At 39.2% G+C, this 20974-nt stretch carries 22 protein-coding genes; 12 read left to right on the top strand and 10 right to left on the bottom strand.

Annotated elements, in window-relative coordinates:
• Window position 1: 1 nt before the first annotated feature.
• Window positions 2–676 carry a helix-turn-helix transcriptional regulator gene (locus ACFP56_RS16690; RefSeq protein ID WP_379236602.1) on the bottom strand — a complete coding sequence of 225 codons (675 nt, stop codon included), beginning with the start codon at window positions 674–676 and terminating at the stop codon, window positions 2–4.
• A 108-nt stretch (window positions 677–784) separates the two neighbouring features.
• Between ACFP56_RS16690 and ACFP56_RS16685 the strand changes: the two genes are divergently transcribed.
• Window positions 785–979, top strand: coding sequence for a hypothetical protein (locus ACFP56_RS16685; RefSeq protein ID WP_379236600.1), 195 nt, complete (start codon window positions 785–787; stop codon window positions 977–979).
• A 67-nt stretch (window positions 980–1046) separates the two neighbouring features.
• On the top strand, window positions 1047–2144 hold the full coding sequence (locus ACFP56_RS16680) for a hypothetical protein (RefSeq protein WP_379236598.1): 1098 nt from the start codon (window positions 1047–1049) through the stop codon (window positions 2142–2144).
• Window positions 2145–2404: 260 nt separating this feature from the next.
• Here ACFP56_RS16680 and radC read toward each other — a convergent pair whose 3' ends face one another.
• The 5 genes from radC to ACFP56_RS16655 form a co-directional block, all read right to left on the bottom strand.
• Complete coding sequence (radC, locus tag ACFP56_RS16675) at window positions 2405–3025, bottom strand: RadC family protein (protein ID WP_379236596.1); 621 nt, start codon at window positions 3023–3025, stop codon at window positions 2405–2407.
• Between the two features lie 110 nt (window positions 3026–3135).
• Window positions 3136–3315, bottom strand: coding sequence for a hypothetical protein (locus tag ACFP56_RS16670; protein WP_379236594.1), 180 nt, complete (start codon window positions 3313–3315; stop codon window positions 3136–3138).
• A gap of 112 nt (window positions 3316–3427) precedes the next feature.
• Entirely contained in the window at window positions 3428–3613 is a 186-nt protein-coding gene (locus ACFP56_RS16665; RefSeq protein ID WP_379236592.1) for a hypothetical protein, read from the bottom strand.
• A gap of 30 nt (window positions 3614–3643) precedes the next feature.
• Window positions 3644–3862: a hypothetical protein gene (locus ACFP56_RS16660; RefSeq protein ID WP_379236784.1), complete on the bottom strand. Its 219-nt coding sequence runs from the start codon at window positions 3860–3862 to the stop codon at window positions 3644–3646.
• Between the two features lie 279 nt (window positions 3863–4141).
• The gene (locus tag ACFP56_RS16655; protein WP_379236590.1) at window positions 4142–4504 is read right to left on the bottom strand and encodes a helix-turn-helix domain-containing protein; all 363 of its coding nucleotides are present in this window, start codon (window positions 4502–4504) and stop codon (window positions 4142–4144) included.
• A 217-nt stretch (window positions 4505–4721) separates the two neighbouring features.
• On the opposite strand from ACFP56_RS16655, the gene ACFP56_RS16650 reads away from it, so the two are divergent.
• The 3 genes from ACFP56_RS16650 to ACFP56_RS16640 all read left to right on the top strand — a co-directional run bounded on the left by ACFP56_RS16650 (window position 4722) and on the right by ACFP56_RS16640 (window position 8382).
• Window positions 4722–6476 carry an S-layer homology domain-containing protein gene (locus tag ACFP56_RS16650; RefSeq protein WP_379236588.1) on the top strand — a complete coding sequence of 585 codons (1755 nt, stop codon included), beginning with the start codon at window positions 4722–4724 and terminating at the stop codon, window positions 6474–6476.
• 64 nt (window positions 6477–6540) lie between these two features.
• Window positions 6541–7854, top strand: coding sequence for a hypothetical protein (locus ACFP56_RS16645; protein WP_379236586.1), 1314 nt, complete (start codon window positions 6541–6543; stop codon window positions 7852–7854).
• Between the two features lie 6 nt (window positions 7855–7860).
• A complete protein-coding gene (locus ACFP56_RS16640; RefSeq protein ID WP_379236584.1) occupies window positions 7861–8382 on the top strand; it encodes a hypothetical protein in 522 nt (173 codons plus the stop codon).
• 268 nt (window positions 8383–8650) lie between these two features.
• Here ACFP56_RS16640 and ACFP56_RS16635 read toward each other — a convergent pair whose 3' ends face one another.
• Complete coding sequence (locus tag ACFP56_RS16635; RefSeq protein ID WP_379236582.1) at window positions 8651–9052, bottom strand: 23S rRNA (pseudouridine(1915)-N(3))-methyltransferase RlmH; 402 nt, start codon at window positions 9050–9052, stop codon at window positions 8651–8653.
• Window positions 9053–9278: 226 nt separating this feature from the next.
• Between ACFP56_RS16635 and ACFP56_RS16630 the strand changes: the two genes are divergently transcribed.
• Genes ACFP56_RS16630 through ACFP56_RS16615 form a run of 4 tightly spaced genes read left to right on the top strand, consistent with a single transcriptional unit; the run spans window position 9279 to window position 13638 of the window.
• A complete protein-coding gene (locus tag ACFP56_RS16630; RefSeq protein WP_379236580.1) occupies window positions 9279–9734 on the top strand; it encodes a BglII/BstYI family type II restriction endonuclease in 456 nt (151 codons plus the stop codon).
• 14 nt (window positions 9735–9748) lie between these two features.
• On the top strand, window positions 9749–11014 hold the full coding sequence (locus ACFP56_RS16625) for a hypothetical protein (RefSeq protein ID WP_379236578.1): 1266 nt from the start codon (window positions 9749–9751) through the stop codon (window positions 11012–11014).
• Window positions 11001–12770 (top strand): DEAD/DEAH box helicase, encoded by a 1770-nt coding sequence (locus ACFP56_RS16620; protein ID WP_379236576.1) that lies wholly within the window; start codon window positions 11001–11003, stop codon window positions 12768–12770. The genes ACFP56_RS16625 and ACFP56_RS16620 overlap by 14 nt, the downstream gene beginning before the upstream one ends.
• Window position 12771: 1 nt before the next feature.
• Window positions 12772–13638 (top strand): protein NO VEIN domain-containing protein, encoded by an 867-nt coding sequence (locus ACFP56_RS16615; protein ID WP_379236574.1) that lies wholly within the window; start codon window positions 12772–12774, stop codon window positions 13636–13638.
• 9 nt (window positions 13639–13647) lie between these two features.
• On the opposite strand, the gene ACFP56_RS16610 is transcribed toward ACFP56_RS16615, so the two are convergent.
• A complete protein-coding gene (locus tag ACFP56_RS16610) occupies window positions 13648–15147 on the bottom strand; it encodes a DNA-methyltransferase (RefSeq protein ID WP_379236572.1) in 1500 nt (499 codons plus the stop codon).
• 201 nt (window positions 15148–15348) lie between these two features.
• Here ACFP56_RS16610 and ACFP56_RS16605 point away from each other — a divergent pair, with 201 nt between their 5' ends.
• Window positions 15349–16710, top strand: coding sequence for a hypothetical protein (locus tag ACFP56_RS16605; RefSeq protein WP_379236570.1), 1362 nt, complete (start codon window positions 15349–15351; stop codon window positions 16708–16710).
• A 181-nt stretch (window positions 16711–16891) separates the two neighbouring features.
• On the opposite strand, the gene ACFP56_RS16600 is transcribed toward ACFP56_RS16605, so the two are convergent.
• Complete coding sequence (locus ACFP56_RS16600; RefSeq protein ID WP_379236568.1) at window positions 16892–17986, bottom strand: serine/threonine-protein kinase; 1095 nt, start codon at window positions 17984–17986, stop codon at window positions 16892–16894.
• A gap of 235 nt (window positions 17987–18221) precedes the next feature.
• On the bottom strand, window positions 18222–18713 hold the full coding sequence (locus tag ACFP56_RS16595; protein ID WP_379236566.1) for a hypothetical protein: 492 nt from the start codon (window positions 18711–18713) through the stop codon (window positions 18222–18224).
• A gap of 527 nt (window positions 18714–19240) precedes the next feature.
• On the opposite strand from ACFP56_RS16595, the gene ACFP56_RS16590 reads away from it, so the two are divergent.
• Entirely contained in the window at window positions 19241–19870 is a 630-nt protein-coding gene (locus ACFP56_RS16590) for a type 1 glutamine amidotransferase family protein (RefSeq protein ID WP_379236564.1), read from the top strand.
• Window positions 19871–19952: 82 nt separating this feature from the next.
• Window positions 19953–20930: a helix-turn-helix transcriptional regulator gene (locus ACFP56_RS16585; RefSeq protein ID WP_379236562.1), complete on the top strand. Its 978-nt coding sequence runs from the start codon at window positions 19953–19955 to the stop codon at window positions 20928–20930.
• Window positions 20931–20974 lie beyond the last annotated feature (44 nt).

The following is a 20974-nucleotide window of genomic DNA, read 5'->3' as shown; positions in this document are numbered from 1 at the left end:
GTTAGCTCCTTTCATTGTCTCCTTCGGGTTGATAGGTTGCAATAAGCTCATTTCGTGCTTTTATCAAGGCATCTTCCGGAATGGATGGATAGGCTTGAGGATAGATTGCCAAAGCGTTGTACAACTCGGAGGCAACAATAACCGGATGCGGCTGAGTGTATAGCTTCTCGACGGTTTCCGTTGCCTGAAACTCACTGATGAGCCGGGCAAGAGCCGAGATAAACTCTGGCTTGTTCAGCGGCCTGTAGGAGCGAAGATCATGAATGAGTCTGACGGTTTTATCGCTTCGATACTCATACAGTACAGCACCGATAACGGAGGTTCGTGCAATCTCTGTTCCGGTTTCCGTGAGATTGTCATCATTGCCCGCAGGTTCTCCGATGGCGATAGGACGAAATGGGCCTTCATAGAAATCGTCAGTCAAGGAATCGAACGGCAATCCGAGGTCTTGCGTGATTTTGTGCATCAGTTGATAGGCAGGCTTTTTGGAATCGCCACGTTCAATGGAGATGATCGTCTGATGCTTGACGCCAATGCGTTCACTGATTGCAACGGTGGTGAATGCTTTATCCGTATGAAGCTTGCCAATTTCCTTCCGAAACAGGCGAAGGCGGCTGCCAAGATCAGCCGATCTCAGAAGCTCAAACTCCTCCGGTGTTAATGTACGACGCGGCATAACCGAATCAGTCCTTTCAGTCAGGGTAATATTTACAGCCAGTATAAACCATGCTATATTGCTTGTAAATAAGTATTAATACTTAAATATAAACATTTGGGGGTTGCTATGGATTACATAAAACCTGTAGAGATTGATCTGAATGAGATGGATGATGAACCACTTGCCTTGTACTTTGATAAGAAAGCAAGGAAGGAGCAGTTCGTCAAACAAATTGCATGTATATTAAATCAACTAATTCTGGATTCCGGGCAGGAAATGCAAAATAACCGTTGCTCTCCAACAACTGGTCTGCAAGAATGACACGCAACCTTCTTCCAACCCTTGTCTTGCAAGGCTTCCCGGCAGAAAAATATAACGGGGTGAATTCATGTATATTTATCCGACCAATCGTACTCAATCAGTTATGGAGACACAGCCTATCATTCAGGGCATCCTTGGCAGACAGAAGGTTGAGCCGTTTTATTGTCCTTACGATAAACTTGTCTTGGCAGCGGATAGCTACCCGGATTCGAGCTTCATCAGGCTAATTCGGCCCGCTAGAATGTGGATTGAAGATGATGATTCCTATTACAGACACAAGTTCCTACATACCCTGTTCAGCATTCGTTGGGGGCAGATGAACCCCGATGCCGCAACAACGTCAATCATGATCAATCCGTGGAAGCATCAGCTTACACCGGATGACATTATGAAATTGGTAGAACTGGTCATGGGCAGCAAACATTCCGTCAAAGTAGCCAGCTTTGATGAGAAAACAGACCTGCTCCGAAGTATGAACGCCGAAGAAACTTCCAAAAGACTGTACGTAGGTTATCAACGCAAGCCCCCTGAAGACTACGAACAGCTTGGGCAGACTTACTATTACGGCAGTCGGTCAGGCCAGCAGGTCAAGAACTACGATAAAGCCGAAGAGCAGGGCAAACGTGACCAAGCATGGACACGCATTGAGCGGACGCGAAGAATTCGCAACAAGGCCAGCAGAGCCAGTCTCAAGGATTTCCTCTACAACGAACGACAGGATGCGTTCAAGCACACGATGCTTGTAGATATTGACAAAATTGATGGCAGAACGAAGATAAAGCGGCTTCTCAAGGCAACAGGAAACTTTCAAGAAGCATTCATGAATCTTGATGCCACGGAGAAGCGTAAGTTGAAGCGACATGAAATATTTGCACGTCCTTCTGTTGATCTTGGCTCCTTGTTTCGTACCGAGCTTGACAGATGGATGTCGCTATCGCCAAAGCTGTACTCTGTCTTCAAGACATATGCCTTATTCAGAGAATGCTGGAGCGGCAGGGACAAATATGGACAGCTTGACTACCAATTGGACTGGAGCAATCTGCGATCCGGTACTGCTACGCTGACAACATCTCAGAGAGTAGTGATGGATAGTTACTCAGGCAAATGGAACTACGGAAGCTACGACAGTTCTTTTAGCTGTATACCGTGCATCGAACAGAGCTAGTCAAGGCCGAGCGAATGCGAGCTTGTTTCAGGCTTGACTGGCGGCTCGTTACACCGACACTTTATTTCGTCCTTGGCATTGGCCAAGGAACGCCACACGGCGAGTGACGGGAGGTGAAGGAGGGCAGTCGTCCTCCTTCGGCCCTCAGGGCAGTGGGTGGTCTTGAACCGCACGTATAATACTGGGCCGCGAGCGATAGCGAGCGGCCTCCTTCAACCCTGCATTCCTCAAAATCAATACAATTAACTCATACGCATGGCCTACATTAATCCTTGCTCTTTCATAGAGACGTAGCGACCGTCACCCAGAACCAGATGATCCAAGACCTCGATCCCCACAATGTGACCACTATCGACTAGCCGTTTTGTTATCTGGATGTCCTCTGGTGATGGAGTTGGATCGCCACTTGGGTGGTTGTGACAAACCAGCACAGAAGCCGAAGAACGCTTTACAGCGAGACGAAATACCATATGAGGCGTTACAATCGCGGCATTGAGCGAACCTATAGAAAGCGTCTCTGGTCGTCCGATTAGATGATTCTTTGTATTCAGGAACAGCACGACGAAATGCTCTTGTTGAAGATATCGCATCTCCGGCATCAACAGGTCAGCCGCATCCTGAGGTCTGCGGATAACTTCTGGCTCTGTACAAGTTGGTCTACTCAATCTGCGTGCCAACTGTAAAGTAGCGATCAACCTTTTGGCACGTACTTTGCCAATGCCTTTGATGGATAACAATTCATACTCGGTAGCATTCATTAACTCCTGTACGGTGGGAAAGCGTTCAAAGATTTCATCTACAATATAGGAGCCGGACTTTTCAGCAATTGCATCACCCAGCAGAGATTTGATCGTCGTAATTAGTTCATTTGCATGATTCATAGACTTTTCCTCCTGTAAACGCAAAAAGGAGATGCCAGATTTGACTTCTCCTATTGCGTGAATATGATTTTGTTTTGTATGATGATGACAAGGTATTTTTCTTGAGTCGCCTATTTGTGGGCGGCTTTTTTTTCTTTCTCTTCAATTTGCATGTTGATCAAAACAAGCTTCACGAGGGCTTTAGCATACCGTCTGCCTTCTTCGGTATCGAAACTGGCATCTTTGTCCATCCATTGCATTTCTGACACCAGCTTGGCCTTCTGTGCCTTCAAGTGCTGAATAACATCCATACTCTAATCACCTCCCTTCCAGAAAATAAAAAATAGCCTACTATCGTCTCATGACAAAGCGGCCATCTGTATACTTCCATATCAAAAGATTCGACCCACAATGCTGTGCAATCTAGACTTTCATCCGCACTTTGCATGGCTGTACAGTGAATTGAATCAGTGTTGTCACTGTACCGTTCTGGAGTGCAACTACTGAAAATGTTCCCTGATCTAATGGCACACTGTAGATAAATCCTTTTTGCTCGCAAAATCCCAAATACTCCTTTAAACTATTGCTCTTGAAAGCTAGATAGTTCATGAATTGCTCCTCCACTCTTAAAAATTTGAACTACACTTTCCCGGTGCGATCACGGTGCCTCTGAAGCTGTTGCGGGAATTCACGGTGAAAGTAAGTGACCATCCATCGAGCGGCTGTCTCGTCATCCACTTGGTACATGCGGCGGCAATAGACGTATAACACCGTACCAGCAATCCGAATGTGCCCATTCATGACCAACTGCTTCAACAGCTCCTGCATCTCGACAGGCAAGCCTTTTTTCACTACCATCTGCACTCACCTCCTTTGTTTGGCGACATCTCACAGCCGATGATTGATCTCTGTCATGCAACGCAAAAAAGCCCGTTCGACTTAGGAACGGGCTACAATGCTTTAAAAGCTTGAAAAAAATAAAAAAGGACTGCGATTCCGCTGTATCAACAACAGAATGCAGTCCTATAAATAGGGGTAGGGCATGAAACGGAACCCCTACCCCTTGTTATTTTATTGCGTGGTGCTCCGAGAAAATATGTATGATTTTTTGTCTACATAAGGTATCTGCCTTTTTCGTTATTTATATCTTCGATCTACAGCATTAAGAAACTCGCGAGTCACTTTAATTACAAATTCTATATCTTCTGCTTCTCGATCATGTAATTGAGCGTTTAATTCCTCGATCTTATTACGGACTACATCACTGCCAATATCCAGTCGGAGTTTGTCCATGTCCTCGAAAATTTGAACAGGTTTGACATTTAATGCACTGATGATTTTACCAAGTGACTCTAAAGAAATATTACGAGTGCCTCTTTCAACATCACTTATATAACTAAAGCTTAAGCCAGATCGCTCCGCTAGCTGTTCTTGAGTCATCCCTTTGATTTTTCTTATACTCCGAATTTGGTCGCCGACCATTTTAATGAAATCCGCCATGCCATCACCTCTCTACATCAGCTTAGTAGAGTAGAGGCAAGACTTTTATCCTACTATAGTGACACATTTAAACTTATCTTATGAGTGTAATTATAGTATAATAGCCCTGTCTATATTTTTCCAAGATACAATAACGATCCAAGGAGGGTGAACAACAAAGCATCATTCAGCTCGTTTATATGAATTTCACAACTGAAAATGTAAAGGAGAATGTGCTATGTCTGTTAAGAAGTTTGTAGCAATACTATCGTCAATCTTAATGCTCTTTGTTGTAGCTAATACCGCATCCGCATCTATGCCATCATACGGTGAGGAATGGCAAGACGCCCCCAGCAATACACCTGCTATTTCTTTTTCCGACGTACCGACCAATCATTGGGCCTATAAGTACATATCCGAAATGGTTGGACGGAAAGTGATCGACGGCTACCCTGACGGCAAGTTCAGACCTAATAATACGATCAGCAGAGCCGAATTTGCGAAGATCATGGTGACCGCATCAGGCATTCAAGCTCAAAAGGTCAATTATTCATCATTCTCGGATGTTCCCACAGCGAACTGGGCATCACCATTTGTCGAAGCAGTCAAGGACTACATGACGGGCTATCGCACGGCAAACGGTCAATATATCTTCAATCCATCCGCACCGGCTCTGCGTGAAGATATTGCCGTTGCACTAGTTAAACTGAAAGGATATGACGTGAATCGCTTACCTGACCACAGCACATTAGAAGCGATGTTTAAGGATTACGCTGGCATATCGGAGTCCGCCAAGGACTATGTTGCTCTGGCGGTTGAAAACGGTCTGGTTTCTGGCTTCCCTGACGAAACATTCCGTCCGCAGGCTACGGTTACTCGTGCTGAAGCAACCGTTATGCTTTGGCGAGCTTACCAGTATGGGAACGACAATAAAGGTGTAGGTGGCGGCGAGCCATCAACCACAACGCCAACACAACCGCCACCAAGCCAGCCAACAACTCCATCAACGCCGAATCAGCCGCAACAGCCAGATACAAATGAGAAATTCACTGTAGATACGCTTGTTGGCGGCAATGGGGAAGGTGATGTAGATGGCCCTGTGCGGATAGCCAAAATCAATCGAGTTGACAGCATGGTAGTCGACAATACCAACAATATTTTCTTTCTCGATACGAAAACCAACAAGGTTCGCAAGTTCAACCATTCAAATGGTACGGTAGAAACCTTCAAAACGATCAATGCCGAATTTAACTGGAATCGCCAAGAAGGCACAAGCGTGACGCATTATGATCACATTGCATTTACACCAAACTTGCTTGCCTATAATTCCGCTAACAACAAACTGTTCCTATGGGGAACTCGATGCGAAGTTGATGTGACGCCTGACAATAGATGCTTCGGCAACTATTTCAGCACGATTCATGATATTAGCTCTGATGTACAATTAGCGACATTCTCCTTTGCTCCACAGCTTCACTGGAGCAGGTTTATGACCTTTACCAATCAGAACTCAATCATTTTCGGAGGGCATAATGTAACGCTTAGCTCCAGCATGATTCTGGAGGGCGAGCTTGGAAAAGAAGCTGACGTTATCGCTAATTCCAAGGATGGAACAGGTGCAAACCTGAGTTGGTTCAATGAGGCAATTGTCGACGCTATTGCAACACCAGACAGTCTGTTCACCTTTCACACGGCCTATCAGGAATTGAGCAAAATCCAGCTATACCCTAGAAAAGTCGAATCCATTATTTCTTTTGAAAATATGAAGTTCGATACAGTTACATCACACAACGGCAAGTTCTATATCTCCAGCGGGGCAACGATTTATGAACTGACGACAGAGGGGAAACTGACTACATTCATAAACGGAAACGACCTGATCTACAATGACGGAAATCCAATCAAAAAAATCATGCATATAGACTTTGATAGCGATGGCAACGTCATTGTTTACGATGATAACAACAAAGCGATCCGCAGAATCAATCTGTAAATAAGAATTATTGACTAGCGGGAGCCCAGTGCTCCCTTTCTTGTATGGAGAGGAGGAGTGGATTATGACGAACAACTACTATTGCCATGCATGCCAAAATGATCATAGTATCATGAGCACGATTGGCATTCGACATCTGCATCGCAATCTTTCGGCTAAAGACATGTCCAACTTTATGAATGTTGCGACAACGATTCCAGCCTATGAAGTGGTCAGGAACGGTATACCGGGCGTGTATGAGGGCACCGATGCCTTTATACGCGAAGTCAACATTGCTCAGACCTTGCAGGATAAATTCCCGAATGTAGAAGCATTCAAAACGACCGCAGGATTCAAGGAATGGCTTGCTGAGCAATTACAGGGAAGCAAGAACGCGGCGGCCAATGCACTTAGCAAACTTCAAGGAGATGCCGCTGGTGAAGTGGATTTCATCCGCGAGATGCAAGGCAATATCCGCAGTCTGTTCACGAAGATCGATTTCCCTCGCAATGCGGATGGTCGCATTATCAGCAATACGCCGGGCATCGATGCTGTTGAAATTAACCGAATAACAGGCGAAGTCATTAACGAGTTTCAGGTTAAGACGCTTCGCTCCGCCGACAGCATCAACAGTACGCTTAAGGATTTTCTAAGCAACGACCATTACAAACCAACAACGGTGCTTGTTGGGCCGCAGGAGCTCATAGATCGTGCTCACGAAATGGGTGTCCCAAATCCAACGAAGGTAATGGGTACGCTTCAGGACAATCAGAACTCTGTACAGGAGCTTAGCAATAAGGTTCTGAATGAAGAACTGGCTGTCAGCATCACTGCAGGAGAGGTTGCTGAAAAAGTTGTCGGTGGAGCGGTGATTGGTGCGGCTATTTCTATTGGGGTGTCCAGCCTATTATCTTATTTGCAATACAAAAACAGGAAAATCACATTCGAGGAAATGAAAAGAAGAATTGCCAAAGACGGAGTAAAAGGAGCGATTACAGGCGGAGCATTAGCAGGCCTATCACTATTCATCCCTGGTGGCATCATCGGCTTCGGAATTGGTTTTGTAGTCGGCACATCACTTCGCCGTCTGCTGGATGAAGCATACGGCGATGGTATGTTCGGAGAGGTTTTAGATGCAACGAAAGCTGTTCATGCTAATGTTCAGTTGCTAGCGAACGGAACTGTTTATGTAGCTCAAATTACCGCGATGAATGGACGAGCACTTGCACGAGCTGTCTCCACTGTTGATGACATGAGTGCTGACCGATTACAGGCTGTTACAATCTACAACAAAGTGGAGCGGGTCAACAACAACGGTTTTCGGAGTGATTATAGCCAGTCCGTTGAAGATATTTTATCTCGATTAGACCGCTTGCAGGATCGGATGAAAGGGGGTTGATCACGGATGGCGACGAGTGGACAACAAATCGTGAAATGGCCAGATCAACGACAAGTAACTGAGACTGTAAAGGAAAATCCAAAGCTGGTTGATCAGACACAAGTAAAGGACATTGTACAGGAGACGCTCAACCAACTTTCGTCCATTGAGCATCGACTTGATCGACTGGAGAATCAGGGTGTTGTTGACCGAGTGATTGGCTCGATCACAGGCTCCACGAATAGAGAGCTGATTACGCTAATGAGAGATTTAACGCAGGCTCAGCAGACAACCATCAAGCTTGTACTGACTTTAGCTGTGTATCACGCTCAAAACATTGCGGTTATGGATGAAATTCTCGATGAGTTGGGTAAAGCCAAAGGCGTACATACACGCACAGCATCGCATATTGAATTTCTATATGAGCAGGTGCAGATGATTCGCGATACCCCGCCGCATACACGAAAGAAACCTGTGGCCGGGAGGTTGGCTATCTGGATTGCGATTGTTTCATCTGTAGCTTTATTTACATTCTTCATTTTCAAATAATGTGATAACTCATTGCTGAATCTTACGGTTCAGCTTTTTTGTTACGTTACAATTTTGGTGAAATAGCGATATATGAAATAAGGATTATAAAATACGAGAAGGGTACATACCTCATGTTGAATAGTTAATGTCCTAATATGCGAGCTATTCATGTTTATGCTGGTACGGAGGGGAAATCTTATGTTACCACGTACTTTACTCCCAATTGACGTTACATAAGTGAGATAGCCGCAATATATAGTAAGAATAGCTAGCGATCAATCCAGTATCATTTATGATAAGGGTGATTGTGAATGATGCGAAATGCTCGGTAAAGCTGTTCAACCAGGATTGTTGTTTCAAGTCCTGTGTCCATCTCCATTTGACTAAGGGTTATCATCTCATCGTACTGGTTGAGTTCTGAACTTATTATAATGGACACATCTGATGTTCCTGACACACCTAAGTCATTGATCTTTGCCGCAAGCTCCTCTGATGACACTGATGGCTGAGTTTTGGCTAAAATTATCTTATAGCTACTGTTATTTAGCTTCTTCTCAAGCTGATCTTTCTTTTTGAGATCAATTAGTTTGATGGTGCAGTATCTCCCCAACCGTTTTTCGTATTCTTTTATAGCTTCTAGATAAAACTTCTCTATTTTTTCACTGATTGTGTAAATTGTGATTTTCATAGTAAGCCCTCATTTCAAAAGTGAAAATAAAAACATCAATCTAAATATTATAGCACTATATTACTAGCTGTCGAAAAAGGCTCTCGTAAAGAATTATTTTTCTAGTGATGGTTGTTCCAATCATTTTATTGTTGTAGCATATTGGTATAGCTTGTAAATTACGTGAAGATTTATAGGTCTTAGGTCGTTGATTTAATAATTAGATTCTAAATCAGGAGGAAATAACTTGAGGATAGCTATTTCATCTCATCATTTTGGTGACAAGGCTGTATCTTCTGAGGATTCTGAACCTATTTTATCAGCATTAAAAGATGCTGAATTCGAAATAAGTCAAGGATCAGCCACAAGACTAAGAAAAGTTATATTAGGACTTCTATTTAATTTGGGGTGGTCAGACAAAACTAGAATCGATTCAAGTAATGATATAACAATAACCTCGATGAAAGGCGATATTGCTCTATGCCTTCAAACAGGTAATGTAAGTAGATTCTACGCTGATATTCTAAAATTACAAACTCTGTACATTAAAGATAAGGCATCGTCTGCCATCTATATACTTCCAACTAAAAATGCGGCTTTAAGAATGGGAAGTAACATTGTTAATTTTGAACGTTTTGTTGAGGAATTAAACCTATATAAACATACAATAACAATTCCAATTTTAATCATTGGGGTTGAATAGTGGAGGTTATGCTAATGGAATTTGGATGGCCCTTACCTAAAAGAACCAGTTATCTTGAGGAATTAAGAAAAGTTGACGACCCCAAAAAACCAAAATATCCGCTTGTATTTCAAGGGGAAAGACAGTTTTATTCTATACACAAAGTTCCTATTGATTTGCCTAAATATAGATTGGCTAATGGAAGAACACAAGCTTCACAAGAGAGCTTCCTTTCCAAAAACAGTAACTTATACCCATCTGATTTCTTTGAACGTGATGAAGAAAATGTTGAGGCTCAACGAATACAGCATGACTTATTGAAGGAATTGTTGGGGACAAATGAAAAAAACATCATTAAGTTCTTTAGAGAAAAAGAACAAATTGAACCACTAATACTAACTCATACAGGTTTTGTTGTTAACGGAAACCGTCGCCTCTGTACATTTAGAGAACTTTTGAAAGAAGATGAAAACAAGTATCAGAAGTTCCAGCATATTGAAGTCATAATATTAGATCCTTGTGATGAGAAGGATATTGATGAATTAGAGGCTCGATTACAAATAGATACGGATATTAGAGCCGATTACAATTGGATATCTGAGGCATGTATGTTAAGAAACAGACATACAAAGCATGGTTATACAATAGATAGACTTGCGTTGATATATGGTAAGTCTAATCCCCAAATAGAGGATATTCTTGATACGCTTCACCATGTTGACATGTATTTGGAGAGTCAAGGGAAATCCAAGCAATATGAGGTTGTTAACAAACAGGAGTTTGCCTTTAAACAGCTTAAAAAATCCAGAAATAAAGTAAAGGATCCTGATAAAAGGACTGTATTTACTTCTATAGCCTACACTTTGTTGTCCAATCCAATTGAGTCAGGAAGGTTGTGGGGAGCAATACCTGCGGTTGAGGATAACCTTGATAGAATTATAACTGTCTTACAGGATGAACTTGATATTGTTGGAGATATTGAAGCAGATGACGATATAAATTTACTTGATGATGAGCAAAGTGAATTAGAATCTTTAATTATTGCACTTAGTGATAAGGATAACAGCGAGCGTGTTATTGAAGTTGTTGATGACGTAATCAGAGAACAAAAAGAAACTGAAAGAGAGATCAAGAATAAGAAATATGTTTTGTCACAAATAAATAAAGCTAATACAGCCTTGAAAAATGCCATAGTAGGGTTTGGTAATGACACAGATACCATAGGAATTTTGCCACAACTGAATGAACTAGAATTATCGTTGGGAAAATTGAGGGAGTTGCTTAATCATGCTGTTCATTGATTATATCGAGGACTCACATAGAGCTAGTTTATATATGACAGAAGAGTCTTTGGCATGGGGGGAAATACGACGGGCTTGTCAGGAAAAGGGGGATATTCATTTATTCAGCAATCAAAATCTTTCGATTCCGTGGTGGCTTTTCTTAACAGTTAGAAAATCGATTCGATTAATTGCTGTGAAATATCAACTACGTTTAGAGTTTTCGCCAAGAGTTAAAGAACTCTTGGTTGAGGCTAACAAGAAACGATCAAAATTTAAAGAATTAAATTTAATTAACCCTGTTCCAGAGGGGGAAATAATTAGAAAATTAACTGAATCTGGGTTTAAGAGAAAACTGACCGACCATCAGTTAAGAAATGTGGCGAAGTTGGCATCACTATCAGCCGCAGCAACATTTTCAGTACCGGGAGCAGGAAAAACTACAGAGGCTCTAGCATACTACTATCTAAAAAAGGAGTCAGATTCAGTACTCTTTATAGTTGCACCAAAAAATGCATTTGCTGCATGGGATGAGCAACTAAGCGTATGTAAGCCCGATGCTCCTCCAATTGTCAGACTTACGGGTGGTGAAAGAGCTATTGAAACAACCCTAAAAAGCTCTCCTGACAAAATGATTATAACATACCAGCAATTGCCCAGGGTTATCAATTTAGTGTCTTCATACTTATCAGGAAAATCAGTAATCATGTTCTTAGATGAGAGTCATCGTATTAAAAGTGGTGAGGAGATTGTAACAGGCAAGGCAATTTTATCCTTATCCCATTTGCCTACAGAAAAGCTGATAATGTCTGGAACACCTATGCCTAACTCACCATATGACTTAGTTGCTCAGTTTAATTTCCTTTATCCAGAAATTGAAGTAGATGAAGAAAGTGTAATGGAAACAATACGCTCAATATATGTTAGAACAACTAAAGCCGAACTAGGCTTAAAGGAACCAAAATATAAAGTAGTTTCTATCCCCATGAGCGTGTCACAAAGAAGACTATATGATCTACTACGTTCAGAAGAAGCAAGACAAGTTGAGAGTCTCAGAGCCAATCAAAGAAATATGCTTCGAACCATGGGAAGAAGTGTTATTAGGATGCTTCAATTAACTTCTAACCCTTCATTAATATTGAAAAATATAAAAGGTTACGATGAAATTATATCAGAAATCATTACAGAAGAAAGAAGTCCTAAGATTGAGTATGTGTGTAATCGAGTTCGTCAGTTAGCAAAAGAGGGAAAAAAGAGTATAGTATGGTCTACCTTTGTTGAGAACATAGAACTTTTAAAGTTAAGATTAGAAGATTTAGGTGCAGATTATATTCATGGTGGTGTGGATGCAGGGAGTGAGGACGATGATTTTACTCGTGAGGGAAAGATTAAAAGATTTCACGATGATCCGAATGCAATGGTTTTGATTGCAAATCCTGCTGCGGCAAGTGAGGGTATCAGTCTTCATATGGTATGTCACAATGCTATTTACTTAGATAGAAACTATAATGCTGCACAATTTCTTCAATCGGTAGACCGAATACACAGACTAGGTCTACCAATGGATGTGGACACAGAAGTTGAGATACTTATATGTCCGAATAGCGTTGATGAATCAGTTGAGAGAAGGTTAAAAATCAAGATTGATAGAATGTCTGAGGTTTTGAGTGATGATTCTATTCGAATTGAGCCTGAATATGTAAATGCAGAGAGTTTTGAAGAATCTTTGTCGGTCGAAGATATTAATGACTTTATTAGACATTTGAAGGAGAACTAAAATGTCCGTTTCCGTCGGGATACTTTACTCTTCTCAAAGATTGATAAAACTTATTTGTGATAACTTAATGACAACTAATGAGATTCTAGAACAGTTTACTAAAATATATGTGGCTAGAACACCTTATGTACTTGATCTGTGCAGGACTTGCAGATGGGTTGAAATTAGTCCAACAGGTTTCTTACAGGTCACAAATAGAGGGCTTGAGATTCTTGAGGCTCAATCTATAACTGAAAAGCTTAGAATTCAAATAAAACATTATATTTATACATTAAAGCCTACGTGGTCTAAAGTGCTTCATTATGGTCGTAAGGAAGCTTTACATCACTTTCCTCAAGAGATTATTCAATGTTTTAAAGAAGCAGAGTTGCTTGGAGACTATAGTTTAGATAACTCAATTATTTTATGGTGGGATATCGTAGGAGCTTTCTCTAGAAGTGGGGTTGAAGAAAAGAAAAACTCCGTAGGTAGAAGAGGAGAACTCCTTTCATTACAATATGAAGAGAAGAGATTAGGTGTTCCTCCTACGTGGAAATCATTTGAGAGTAATTTTGTGGGATTTGATATCCTCTCAAAAGTAAGTAAAGACGACGACTCGAATTTGAGCATAGAGGTTAAAGCTACAGTAAGCACAACGGATAACATATCATTTTTCATCACAAATAACGAGTGGAATACCGCCTCACTAACAAAAAATTATCTTTTTCACATATGGTCTCTAGCTGCTTCTTCAGTACTGTACATTTTAACCCCAGAAATAATTGAACTAAGTATTCCAAGTAATAAAGGAAATGGTAAGTGGGAGTCAGTTAAGATCGAATATAAAAAAAATGAATTAGAGTCGTATAAAGCAAAGGAGGGCATATAGCCCTCTTTACTAATTATCAAAATCAATTACATCAAAAAGAGAATCTTCTTTTATTAGCTCATTTAAGTATGTCTTCTTTTCATACTTAATTGCAGGTATAGCACTATATTCCCGTTGTTCGAGTCTTATATTACTAATTAATGGCGGCACATCCTTATCATATAGCTGGAGTAGGTGTTCTCTGGAATTCAATATGTTTAGAATTATCTCAGCATTGATTTCTCTATTAAAGTCTTTTGTATTTCCATTAGTGTATAGATAAAGAGTGTTGGGGTATTGAGCTAGATAATCTTGTAATTGAGTTGTTGTAATAATTTGATTAGTGGTTAACAAGCCGTATTTTGTAAATGGTGCTTTGCTAGTAAGGTTATTAATATGAGTCAAAAGGGTTTCGTAGTTTATCACCTCTTCATTAATCACCATTAAATAATCAACTCTGCCAATTTTTTGATCTTCCAGTGTATCAGGTGTTAAGTTATGAGCATGAGCAATATTTAGAAGAACTGGGCGAGTAAACTTATTTTTGTTATATGGTTCCTGTGGAATTAATGACCGTAGCTTTTTAATTAATGCCTTTTGATATTTTAATACTCGCAACTTGTAAATGGCGGATCTCATTATTTCCTTTAATTCAGCTTGAGTAGAATAATATGCTTCAATAGTGGGCCATTTTTCAGCGATTAGTGGTATCGTTACTTGTTCAAACACCTTTTTGTAGTCAGGATTTGTATCAAAACCGATATATCGTCGCCCCATTTTCTGAGCTGTAGCAAGTAAAACTCCTGTACCTGCATATGGATCTAATATGACATCGTTAGTATCTGATGATAAAAGCAATATTCGTGCCATCATATCTGGTGGGAAAGGGCAAGCATGTCTAAACTCTTCCTCACCAAACTCCTTTTTATTGCCCCAGCTACCCTGAGTAGGTATCGTAAACTCCCATATATTCTCTGGAACCTTTCCTTCAGGGTTATATCTTTCGGGGTAATCTATCCACCATTCCATAAGTTCATCAACAGTTTTAATTCGGTCGATATAATATTTATACGAGTTGCTTTTGGTAAACATTAAAATGTACTCAAATACGTTTCTCATCTGGCCTTTTCTAGACCATGGCAATGTCTTACCTTTATCCCATATTATCGTATCCTGATGAATCCAACCTATAGACTCTAATTCATTGGATATATCATCAGGTAGCCGTACCATTTTTCCATTTCGTTTCATAGTATCAACAATTACAAAGAGTGATGCGGTATCTTTTGATATATCATAGACACCTTGAAAGGTCTTTTTAATATCAGCAAGGTAATCTTTGTAAGATTGTTTGTATCCTGTCTGAGACTCAATATCCCCATACTTTTTCATATTCCAGTAAGGTGGGGAAGTTACGGTAAGATCAACAAAAGGTCGTCTTTTTGAGAAGATACTACTGATATGAATAGAACTCGTATTTAAATATACGTTTAATTTATTTCTATTAATTTTTATACTGTCTACATTCATTGATCTTCTTCCTTCCATCTAGAAACTACAAGCTCTATTATATCAACAATGTCAATTAGGATCTATATTTATCTTTATTATTATAGAAATGAGAATACTGAATGAAAGAAGTGACAACTTGAGTAAATAAAAAACCTCCAGAAGTTCTTCTGCTCATATATAAATTACGTCTGTGAAAATATAATTTAAGAGGTGATTTGTATGGGAAAACATACGCTTAGCAAAGGAAAAACTATTCTCACAATCCTAAAGGAACTCGGTGAGGCACTTGACTATCACGTCGAGAAGGAGTTTCCTGTGAAAAAGGGAGTAAATAAACAAGCAATAGATATAGCTTGGTTTATTGATGACAAGGATATTACATATCCGATAATGATTTTTGAAGTTGAAAGTTATTCTGCAAATGGCTCATCAGCAAACCCTATGAAAATATACAGTAAACCTAATTATGAATTTGAAAAACCTATGTTCTTTTTTCATGTTTTTGTGGATTCAGGGAATGACTCGGCAGTAATAAATGATCTAGAGCATCATTATGGAAGTAATAACTACAGAGTTTATGAAATTAAGAAAGGTGATATGAAAAAGCTATTGTTAGACGTGATATCACAGCATAGAAGAATAAATCAAAACATTAATATACCAAGTTTAGTTAAGTTTTTTGTTTCTCGAGTTGAATACGAGGAATGTAGATTAAAAGATATCCTCTTTCATTTAGAAAGTCTCTATAGACATAGGTGGAATGAATTGTTACCAATATACGCACATCTATCGCAGTATTATTCTCAAATGGTTGACGAATTTTTAAGGTTTTTAGATAGAAAAATGACTAATAATTCGATAGATGATGACCAGTATGAAGAATATATAGCTTATAACTTCTCATATGGAGTACACTTAGCTATATTAACTTGCGTTAAAGATAGTGACCAATATCTATCTAAGTTAAAATGGTGGCAAGAGGAAAGTAGTTATGTAGAGAGAATAGGACCGTCATTTGGTTTGAGTAGTGACTATGACAGTTTTATAACAAGTTATTCTGGTGCTTATTTTGGCTTGTTAGCAGCCTTACTCAAAGAACAGCCTGAGGGAATAAAATATATACTGAAACAATGCATTAAAATATTGAATAAAATCGGTACACATTCTGATGATATTGTATTCTATAATGCATTATGGGCATTACATATTGCAGCCACATCTGACGGGTGTGAAGATGAGTATAATTATATTAGAGAGCAAATAAATCAAAGAGAAGGAATAAATGAACATTGGATAATAGAACCACCATCCACGCTAGAAGATGTAAATAGCTTTAAGATGACTACTACAAATATTAGGTATATTCCAAGTATTGAACTCTTCAAAAAGAAATATGTGCAGAGTGATATTTCAGATGTCAAAGCTTATAAACAGAATATAGTATCATTAGCAGTAAAAATGCTTGCTAATCCAGAATGCTGGTTTGAACAAACTGTATGTAGTGAATCTGGAGAATGGTCATATAGTTGGAGTAATAGAATAATCAATTGTTTGCATTATTGTAAAATAACTAATGAGTAAGTTAACCAAGGAGTAAATTCATACTCCTTGGTTATTGTAACTAGTTTACCCTATCAATAGATACGGTGAACCGTATCACAAATGAAGGAAAGTTTTTGCGAGTACAAGGTTATTGTAAAGTTATTAATGTTAGGTCAGATACTTTGATTTCACTTTCTTGGATAGTACAAACCTTCGAAAGTTATTCTGTTACTATCTTTTGTTTATTCTGTTGATTTGAGGAAGCCTTCTTTTGGATACTAAATTTGGTGATTCCGGCTAATAATAGCTGTAAGCTCTCTGATAGACACTCATTAAAATCTAGATAACTATAACTAACAGGGTTCTTTGTTGCTAACGCTTCCTTTTCAAACTCGGTAATTTTATTAATTTTATAAATTACTTCTTTACTTTCTTCGGCCACGGACAATTTCATTGAATATGTACCAAGTAGTTCTTTACATAATACATCATAAATCTGCCAAAGGGCCGGTCTATCCGTTGCTTTTTTCGACAATAATTTAAGTATCAAATTTGAAAGATCGTCGGAAATAGCATTGTTTATATCTTTAGGTGCATTAGGTGTATTATTCAGATGGCAATTCATCTGAGCAAGAAAAGGAACATTAAAAGGTATTTCACCAGTAAATAATTCAAACAAGGTAGCGCCTAGTTGATACTTATCGACGCCTCTTGTGTGTTTTTGGCCGGACCATTGTTCTGGAGATGCATATGGTGCAGATTTAAACTGATTTACACTATGAGCCCTAGTAGCAGCATCAATAAACCTAGCTAGCCCAAAATCACCTATTTTAGTAACACCGTATTTTGACAAAAAAATATTAGAAGGTTTAATATCCCTATGCAGAATATTGTTATCATGTGAATGCTTAATTGCCTTACAAATTTCCCAAGAAATTAGAAGGCATAGACGGTAATATGTTTCTGAATCTATTTTAACCTTATAGTTTTTTATAAACTCATTTGCAGTGATACCCTCTACAAATTCCATAACAATAAAATCATAGGGAACGAGGTTACCTGAAATTTTGCCGTAATCCAAAACAGTTACTATATTTGGATGGCCGATCAAACTCGCACCAAGCTTAGCCTCGTCTTGAAAAATAGTCGAAGCTTGGGGATTTTCCTTAATGAAACGTTCTTTTACTGTCTTTATTGCAACTTTTCTACTGAGTCTAAGATCATGGGCCTCCCAAACTTGACCCATTCCACCATCTGCATCAATTATTCTTGTTATTTTATATCTATCGTTGATTACTTCGCTAACGTTTAACATGGTCCTTTACTCCCTAAAGTGTATTGAAAATATTATACCAGAAGATATTGTCAAATTATAGCATACTAATATTGAGTTAAGTTGGTTTATAAACTATCAATCCACTTTGATAGGGTAATAAAACAATGATTAAAAAAGAGTTAAAAACTTGGGTAAAGTTCCATGTGAATCGGAATGAAATTTATCGTGCTTGTGTCCGAGCTTTTACGTTAGCCCCTTAATACTTCTACAGCAACTAACAGATTACTATAATTTTATAAGGAGTAGTCTGAGCTGGAATGCTGAATGTGGTAGGACCATACACAACAAGAAGATTTCGGTTTGCAGGATATAATGTGAAGGGTTGATCGTTTTGTAATAATATTGGATTATATCTGGAAATATTCAATTGTAACTGTCCATCACTACTCACTAGCTGGCTATTAAAAAAGTCTACCTTCACATTTTGATAAGGGCTATCTTTTACGATAATAAGGGCTTGATATTGTGGAGGGTAAATAAGAATTACAGGTAAATTAACATCATAAAATCCAGTTACACGGTCCCCAATTGAAATTAGAACACGGTCTAGAAAATAGGTTGTTGGACTAATAACGAAACGTACAATCGTGCCATCCTCTATTAAGAGGGACATTAATTTAACACACCCTTTTAATTCCTCTTCAGAACTTACTACATAATCCTCAATCATCGTAACCGTACCAGAAAAAGAACTGAATTTTTTCATTTCTTCACCCCTTAGTGATGAATAACTAATGAAATTTAATCCTTAAAAGCCTTGAAGGCGAGAAGCCACGCAATTTCAAATGTAATTTTAGTTGGCCTATTAAATATTATGATACAGGTAATTAGAAATTACCTTATCCAAGCTATTGGATAAGCAATAATAATTTTACTAGGATGTTAGAAAATGATGATAACAGTCGTAATGAAAGGAGTATGTTGCAGAGTAAGAGCAGAAGGACTTTAAGAAACGCATAGTAAATATATTAACGATTACTTCCCTCAATCAACAATTGAGTACTTTTCACATAAGTATTATAAGTCTTAGCCTAAATCATACTTACGTTAGCTACGCTGAACTTACCATAAATAAATCGAATCAGAAACAAAGTATAATAACCTTATTAACTGCAAAAATATATACTTTTATTTCATCGAGCTTGAAAACTTCACTGACGGAAAATGTCAGTGAAGTTTTTTTATAATTAGGGATATCGATGAGATGAAATAATGATAAAAGGAGAGCGAGTTATGTATACAAAGAACGTGTATCTTTATGTTTTTGATACGATGTCTGACTGGGAGGTGGGATATTTAATTGCGGAACTAAACTCGGGAAGGTACTTTAAAAAGGATTTAGCACCTATAAAGGTGGTTACAGTAGGTGCTCATAAACATCCTGTGACTACAATGGGTGGATTAAAAGTAATTCCTAATATGTCTGTTGATGAGTGCATGTTGGAGAGTAATGATGTTGTCATTCTTCCGGGGGGAAATACGTGGATGGAGGAAATTCACGAACCGATATTAAATAAATCTGCCAAAGCTTTAGAAGAAGGTACGGTTGTTGCGGCCATTTGTGGGGCAACAATAGCAATGGCAAGGATGGGATTGCTAGATTCAAGAAAGCATACAAGCAACAATATAGAATATATGAAAATGATCTGTCCTCATTACAACGGAGAAAACTACTATCAAGATAAACCAGCAGTAACGGATGGCAATCTAGTTACGGCAACTGGAATAGCTCCGTTGGAATTTGCAATGCATGTATTGAAGGTAATGGATGTATTTGATTCAGTAACATTAGACGCGTGGTTCAATCTTTACAAGACGTACGATTCAAAGTATTTCTACGAATTAATGAATGCTATTAAATAGCTGGTAACAAAATAAAAAGTATATAATGATATGAGAACTTTAATGCATATTTGATATTTTCGGGAGGAGAGAAGGTGTTTCTATGGCTAAATGGGACAACATGCTGTCTGTGCTTTGGATGCTGAGATACGGAAGGAAGCTTACTGCCGCACAAATCGCGGATAATTTGGAGATTAGTGTGCGAACGGTATACCGATATATTGACGCATTATGTGCCAGCGGCGTGCCAATTGTCTCAGAATCAGGTCACGATGGAGGCATTCACATTCTTGAAAGCTTCAAGGAGACACCATTGTTCTTCGACGCTGTAGAGTTAAAGGCACTTGTAGATGCATCTAAATTTGCAGAAAGTGCTGGTTATCCGTATACGGATGAACTGAAAATAGCGTTAAAGAAAGTGGAGGTTGGACTGCACGAAGAGCAACGGCATAATTTGTACCGTCAAACGAGTGGTTTAGATGTTATCTCTCCTGTACGTTCCTCTTTCACCATTCCGTTGCTGAGAGATCTGGAGGAAGCTGCTAATAAGGGACAAACGGTTCGAATCGCCTATCGTAAAGCGAATGCCGAGCAGGCCGACGAACGCGAGGTTAATCCGTATGGGCTAGTTTACAACCGAAATCATTGGTATACTATCGCGCATTGCCAACGATCGAAGGCGATGCGGACGTTCCGAGTAGACCGAATCGAACGATTAGAGATGACGGAATCTCATTTCGAAAAGCCTGAGTTTTTCTCAGCATCTGAATACTTCCGTGACGAGTCTGAGGGGGGACTAGAGGCGGATGGACCGCTAACGGTTATCCGCATTGTAGGAGAGTCCGATATATTGAATACGATATGTGGACACTGGCATCTGCGTCACTATGTGACGGAGAGAAATGATCGGGAGATAACATTTCTGCTTGATGTCCAAACCATGAATAAGTATCTTCCTAAGTATCTGATTGCGTTTGGCACAGCCATTCATATACGTGAGCCACAAGAACTTAGGCTCCAGTTACAAGAAATGGCGTATCGCATTGCAAAACACTACGAAGATAATCCAAATTGTACATGAAACTCACTCTTTAGATATTAGGTGAATTGTACCATAAGTAAAAC

The organism is Paenibacillus septentrionalis (assembly GCF_042659865.1).
GTDB lineage: Bacteria > Bacillota > Bacilli > Paenibacillales > Paenibacillaceae > Pristimantibacillus > Pristimantibacillus septentrionalis.
Note: the sequence above shows the minus strand (reverse complement) of the source record. Positions and strands in the feature narration are given on the sequence as shown.

Excerpts from the sequence above, each read along its gene's own strand:
- ACFP56_RS16690 (WP_379236602.1), bottom strand. The coding sequence starts at position 676 with ATGCCGCGTCGTACATTAACACCGGAGGAGTTTGAGCTTCTGAGATCG.
- ACFP56_RS16685 (WP_379236600.1), top strand. The coding sequence starts at position 785 with ATGGATTACATAAAACCTGTAGAGATTGATCTGAATGAGATGGATGAT.
- ACFP56_RS16680 (WP_379236598.1), top strand. The coding sequence starts at position 1,047 with ATGTATATTTATCCGACCAATCGTACTCAATCAGTTATGGAGACACAG.
- radC (WP_379236596.1), bottom strand. The coding sequence starts at position 3,025 with ATGAATCATGCAAATGAACTAATTACGACGATCAAATCTCTGCTGGGT.
- ACFP56_RS16670 (WP_379236594.1), bottom strand. The coding sequence starts at position 3,315 with ATGGATGTTATTCAGCACTTGAAGGCACAGAAGGCCAAGCTGGTGTCA.
- ACFP56_RS16665 (WP_379236592.1), bottom strand. The coding sequence starts at position 3,613 with ATGAACTATCTAGCTTTCAAGAGCAATAGTTTAAAGGAGTATTTGGGA.
- ACFP56_RS16660 (WP_379236784.1), bottom strand. The coding sequence starts at position 3,862 with ATGGTAGTGAAAAAAGGCTTGCCTGTCGAGATGCAGGAGCTGTTGAAG.
- ACFP56_RS16655 (WP_379236590.1), bottom strand. The coding sequence starts at position 4,504 with ATGGCGGATTTCATTAAAATGGTCGGCGACCAAATTCGGAGTATAAGA.
- ACFP56_RS16650 (WP_379236588.1), top strand. The coding sequence starts at position 4,722 with ATGTCTGTTAAGAAGTTTGTAGCAATACTATCGTCAATCTTAATGCTC.
- ACFP56_RS16645 (WP_379236586.1), top strand. The coding sequence starts at position 6,541 with ATGACGAACAACTACTATTGCCATGCATGCCAAAATGATCATAGTATC.
- ACFP56_RS16640 (WP_379236584.1), top strand. The coding sequence starts at position 7,861 with ATGGCGACGAGTGGACAACAAATCGTGAAATGGCCAGATCAACGACAA.
- ACFP56_RS16635 (WP_379236582.1), bottom strand. The coding sequence starts at position 9,052 with ATGAAAATCACAATTTACACAATCAGTGAAAAAATAGAGAAGTTTTAT.
- ACFP56_RS16625 (WP_379236578.1), top strand. The coding sequence starts at position 9,749 with ATGGAATTTGGATGGCCCTTACCTAAAAGAACCAGTTATCTTGAGGAA.
- ACFP56_RS16620 (WP_379236576.1), top strand. The coding sequence starts at position 11,001 with ATGCTGTTCATTGATTATATCGAGGACTCACATAGAGCTAGTTTATAT.
- ACFP56_RS16615 (WP_379236574.1), top strand. The coding sequence starts at position 12,772 with ATGTCCGTTTCCGTCGGGATACTTTACTCTTCTCAAAGATTGATAAAA.
- ACFP56_RS16610 (WP_379236572.1), bottom strand. The coding sequence starts at position 15,147 with ATGAATGTAGACAGTATAAAAATTAATAGAAATAAATTAAACGTATAT.
- ACFP56_RS16605 (WP_379236570.1), top strand. The coding sequence starts at position 15,349 with ATGGGAAAACATACGCTTAGCAAAGGAAAAACTATTCTCACAATCCTA.
- ACFP56_RS16600 (WP_379236568.1), bottom strand. The coding sequence starts at position 17,986 with ATGTTAAACGTTAGCGAAGTAATCAACGATAGATATAAAATAACAAGA.
- ACFP56_RS16595 (WP_379236566.1), bottom strand. The coding sequence starts at position 18,713 with ATGAAAAAATTCAGTTCTTTTTCTGGTACGGTTACGATGATTGAGGAT.
- ACFP56_RS16590 (WP_379236564.1), top strand. The coding sequence starts at position 19,241 with ATGTATACAAAGAACGTGTATCTTTATGTTTTTGATACGATGTCTGAC.
- ACFP56_RS16585 (WP_379236562.1), top strand. The coding sequence starts at position 19,953 with ATGGCTAAATGGGACAACATGCTGTCTGTGCTTTGGATGCTGAGATAC.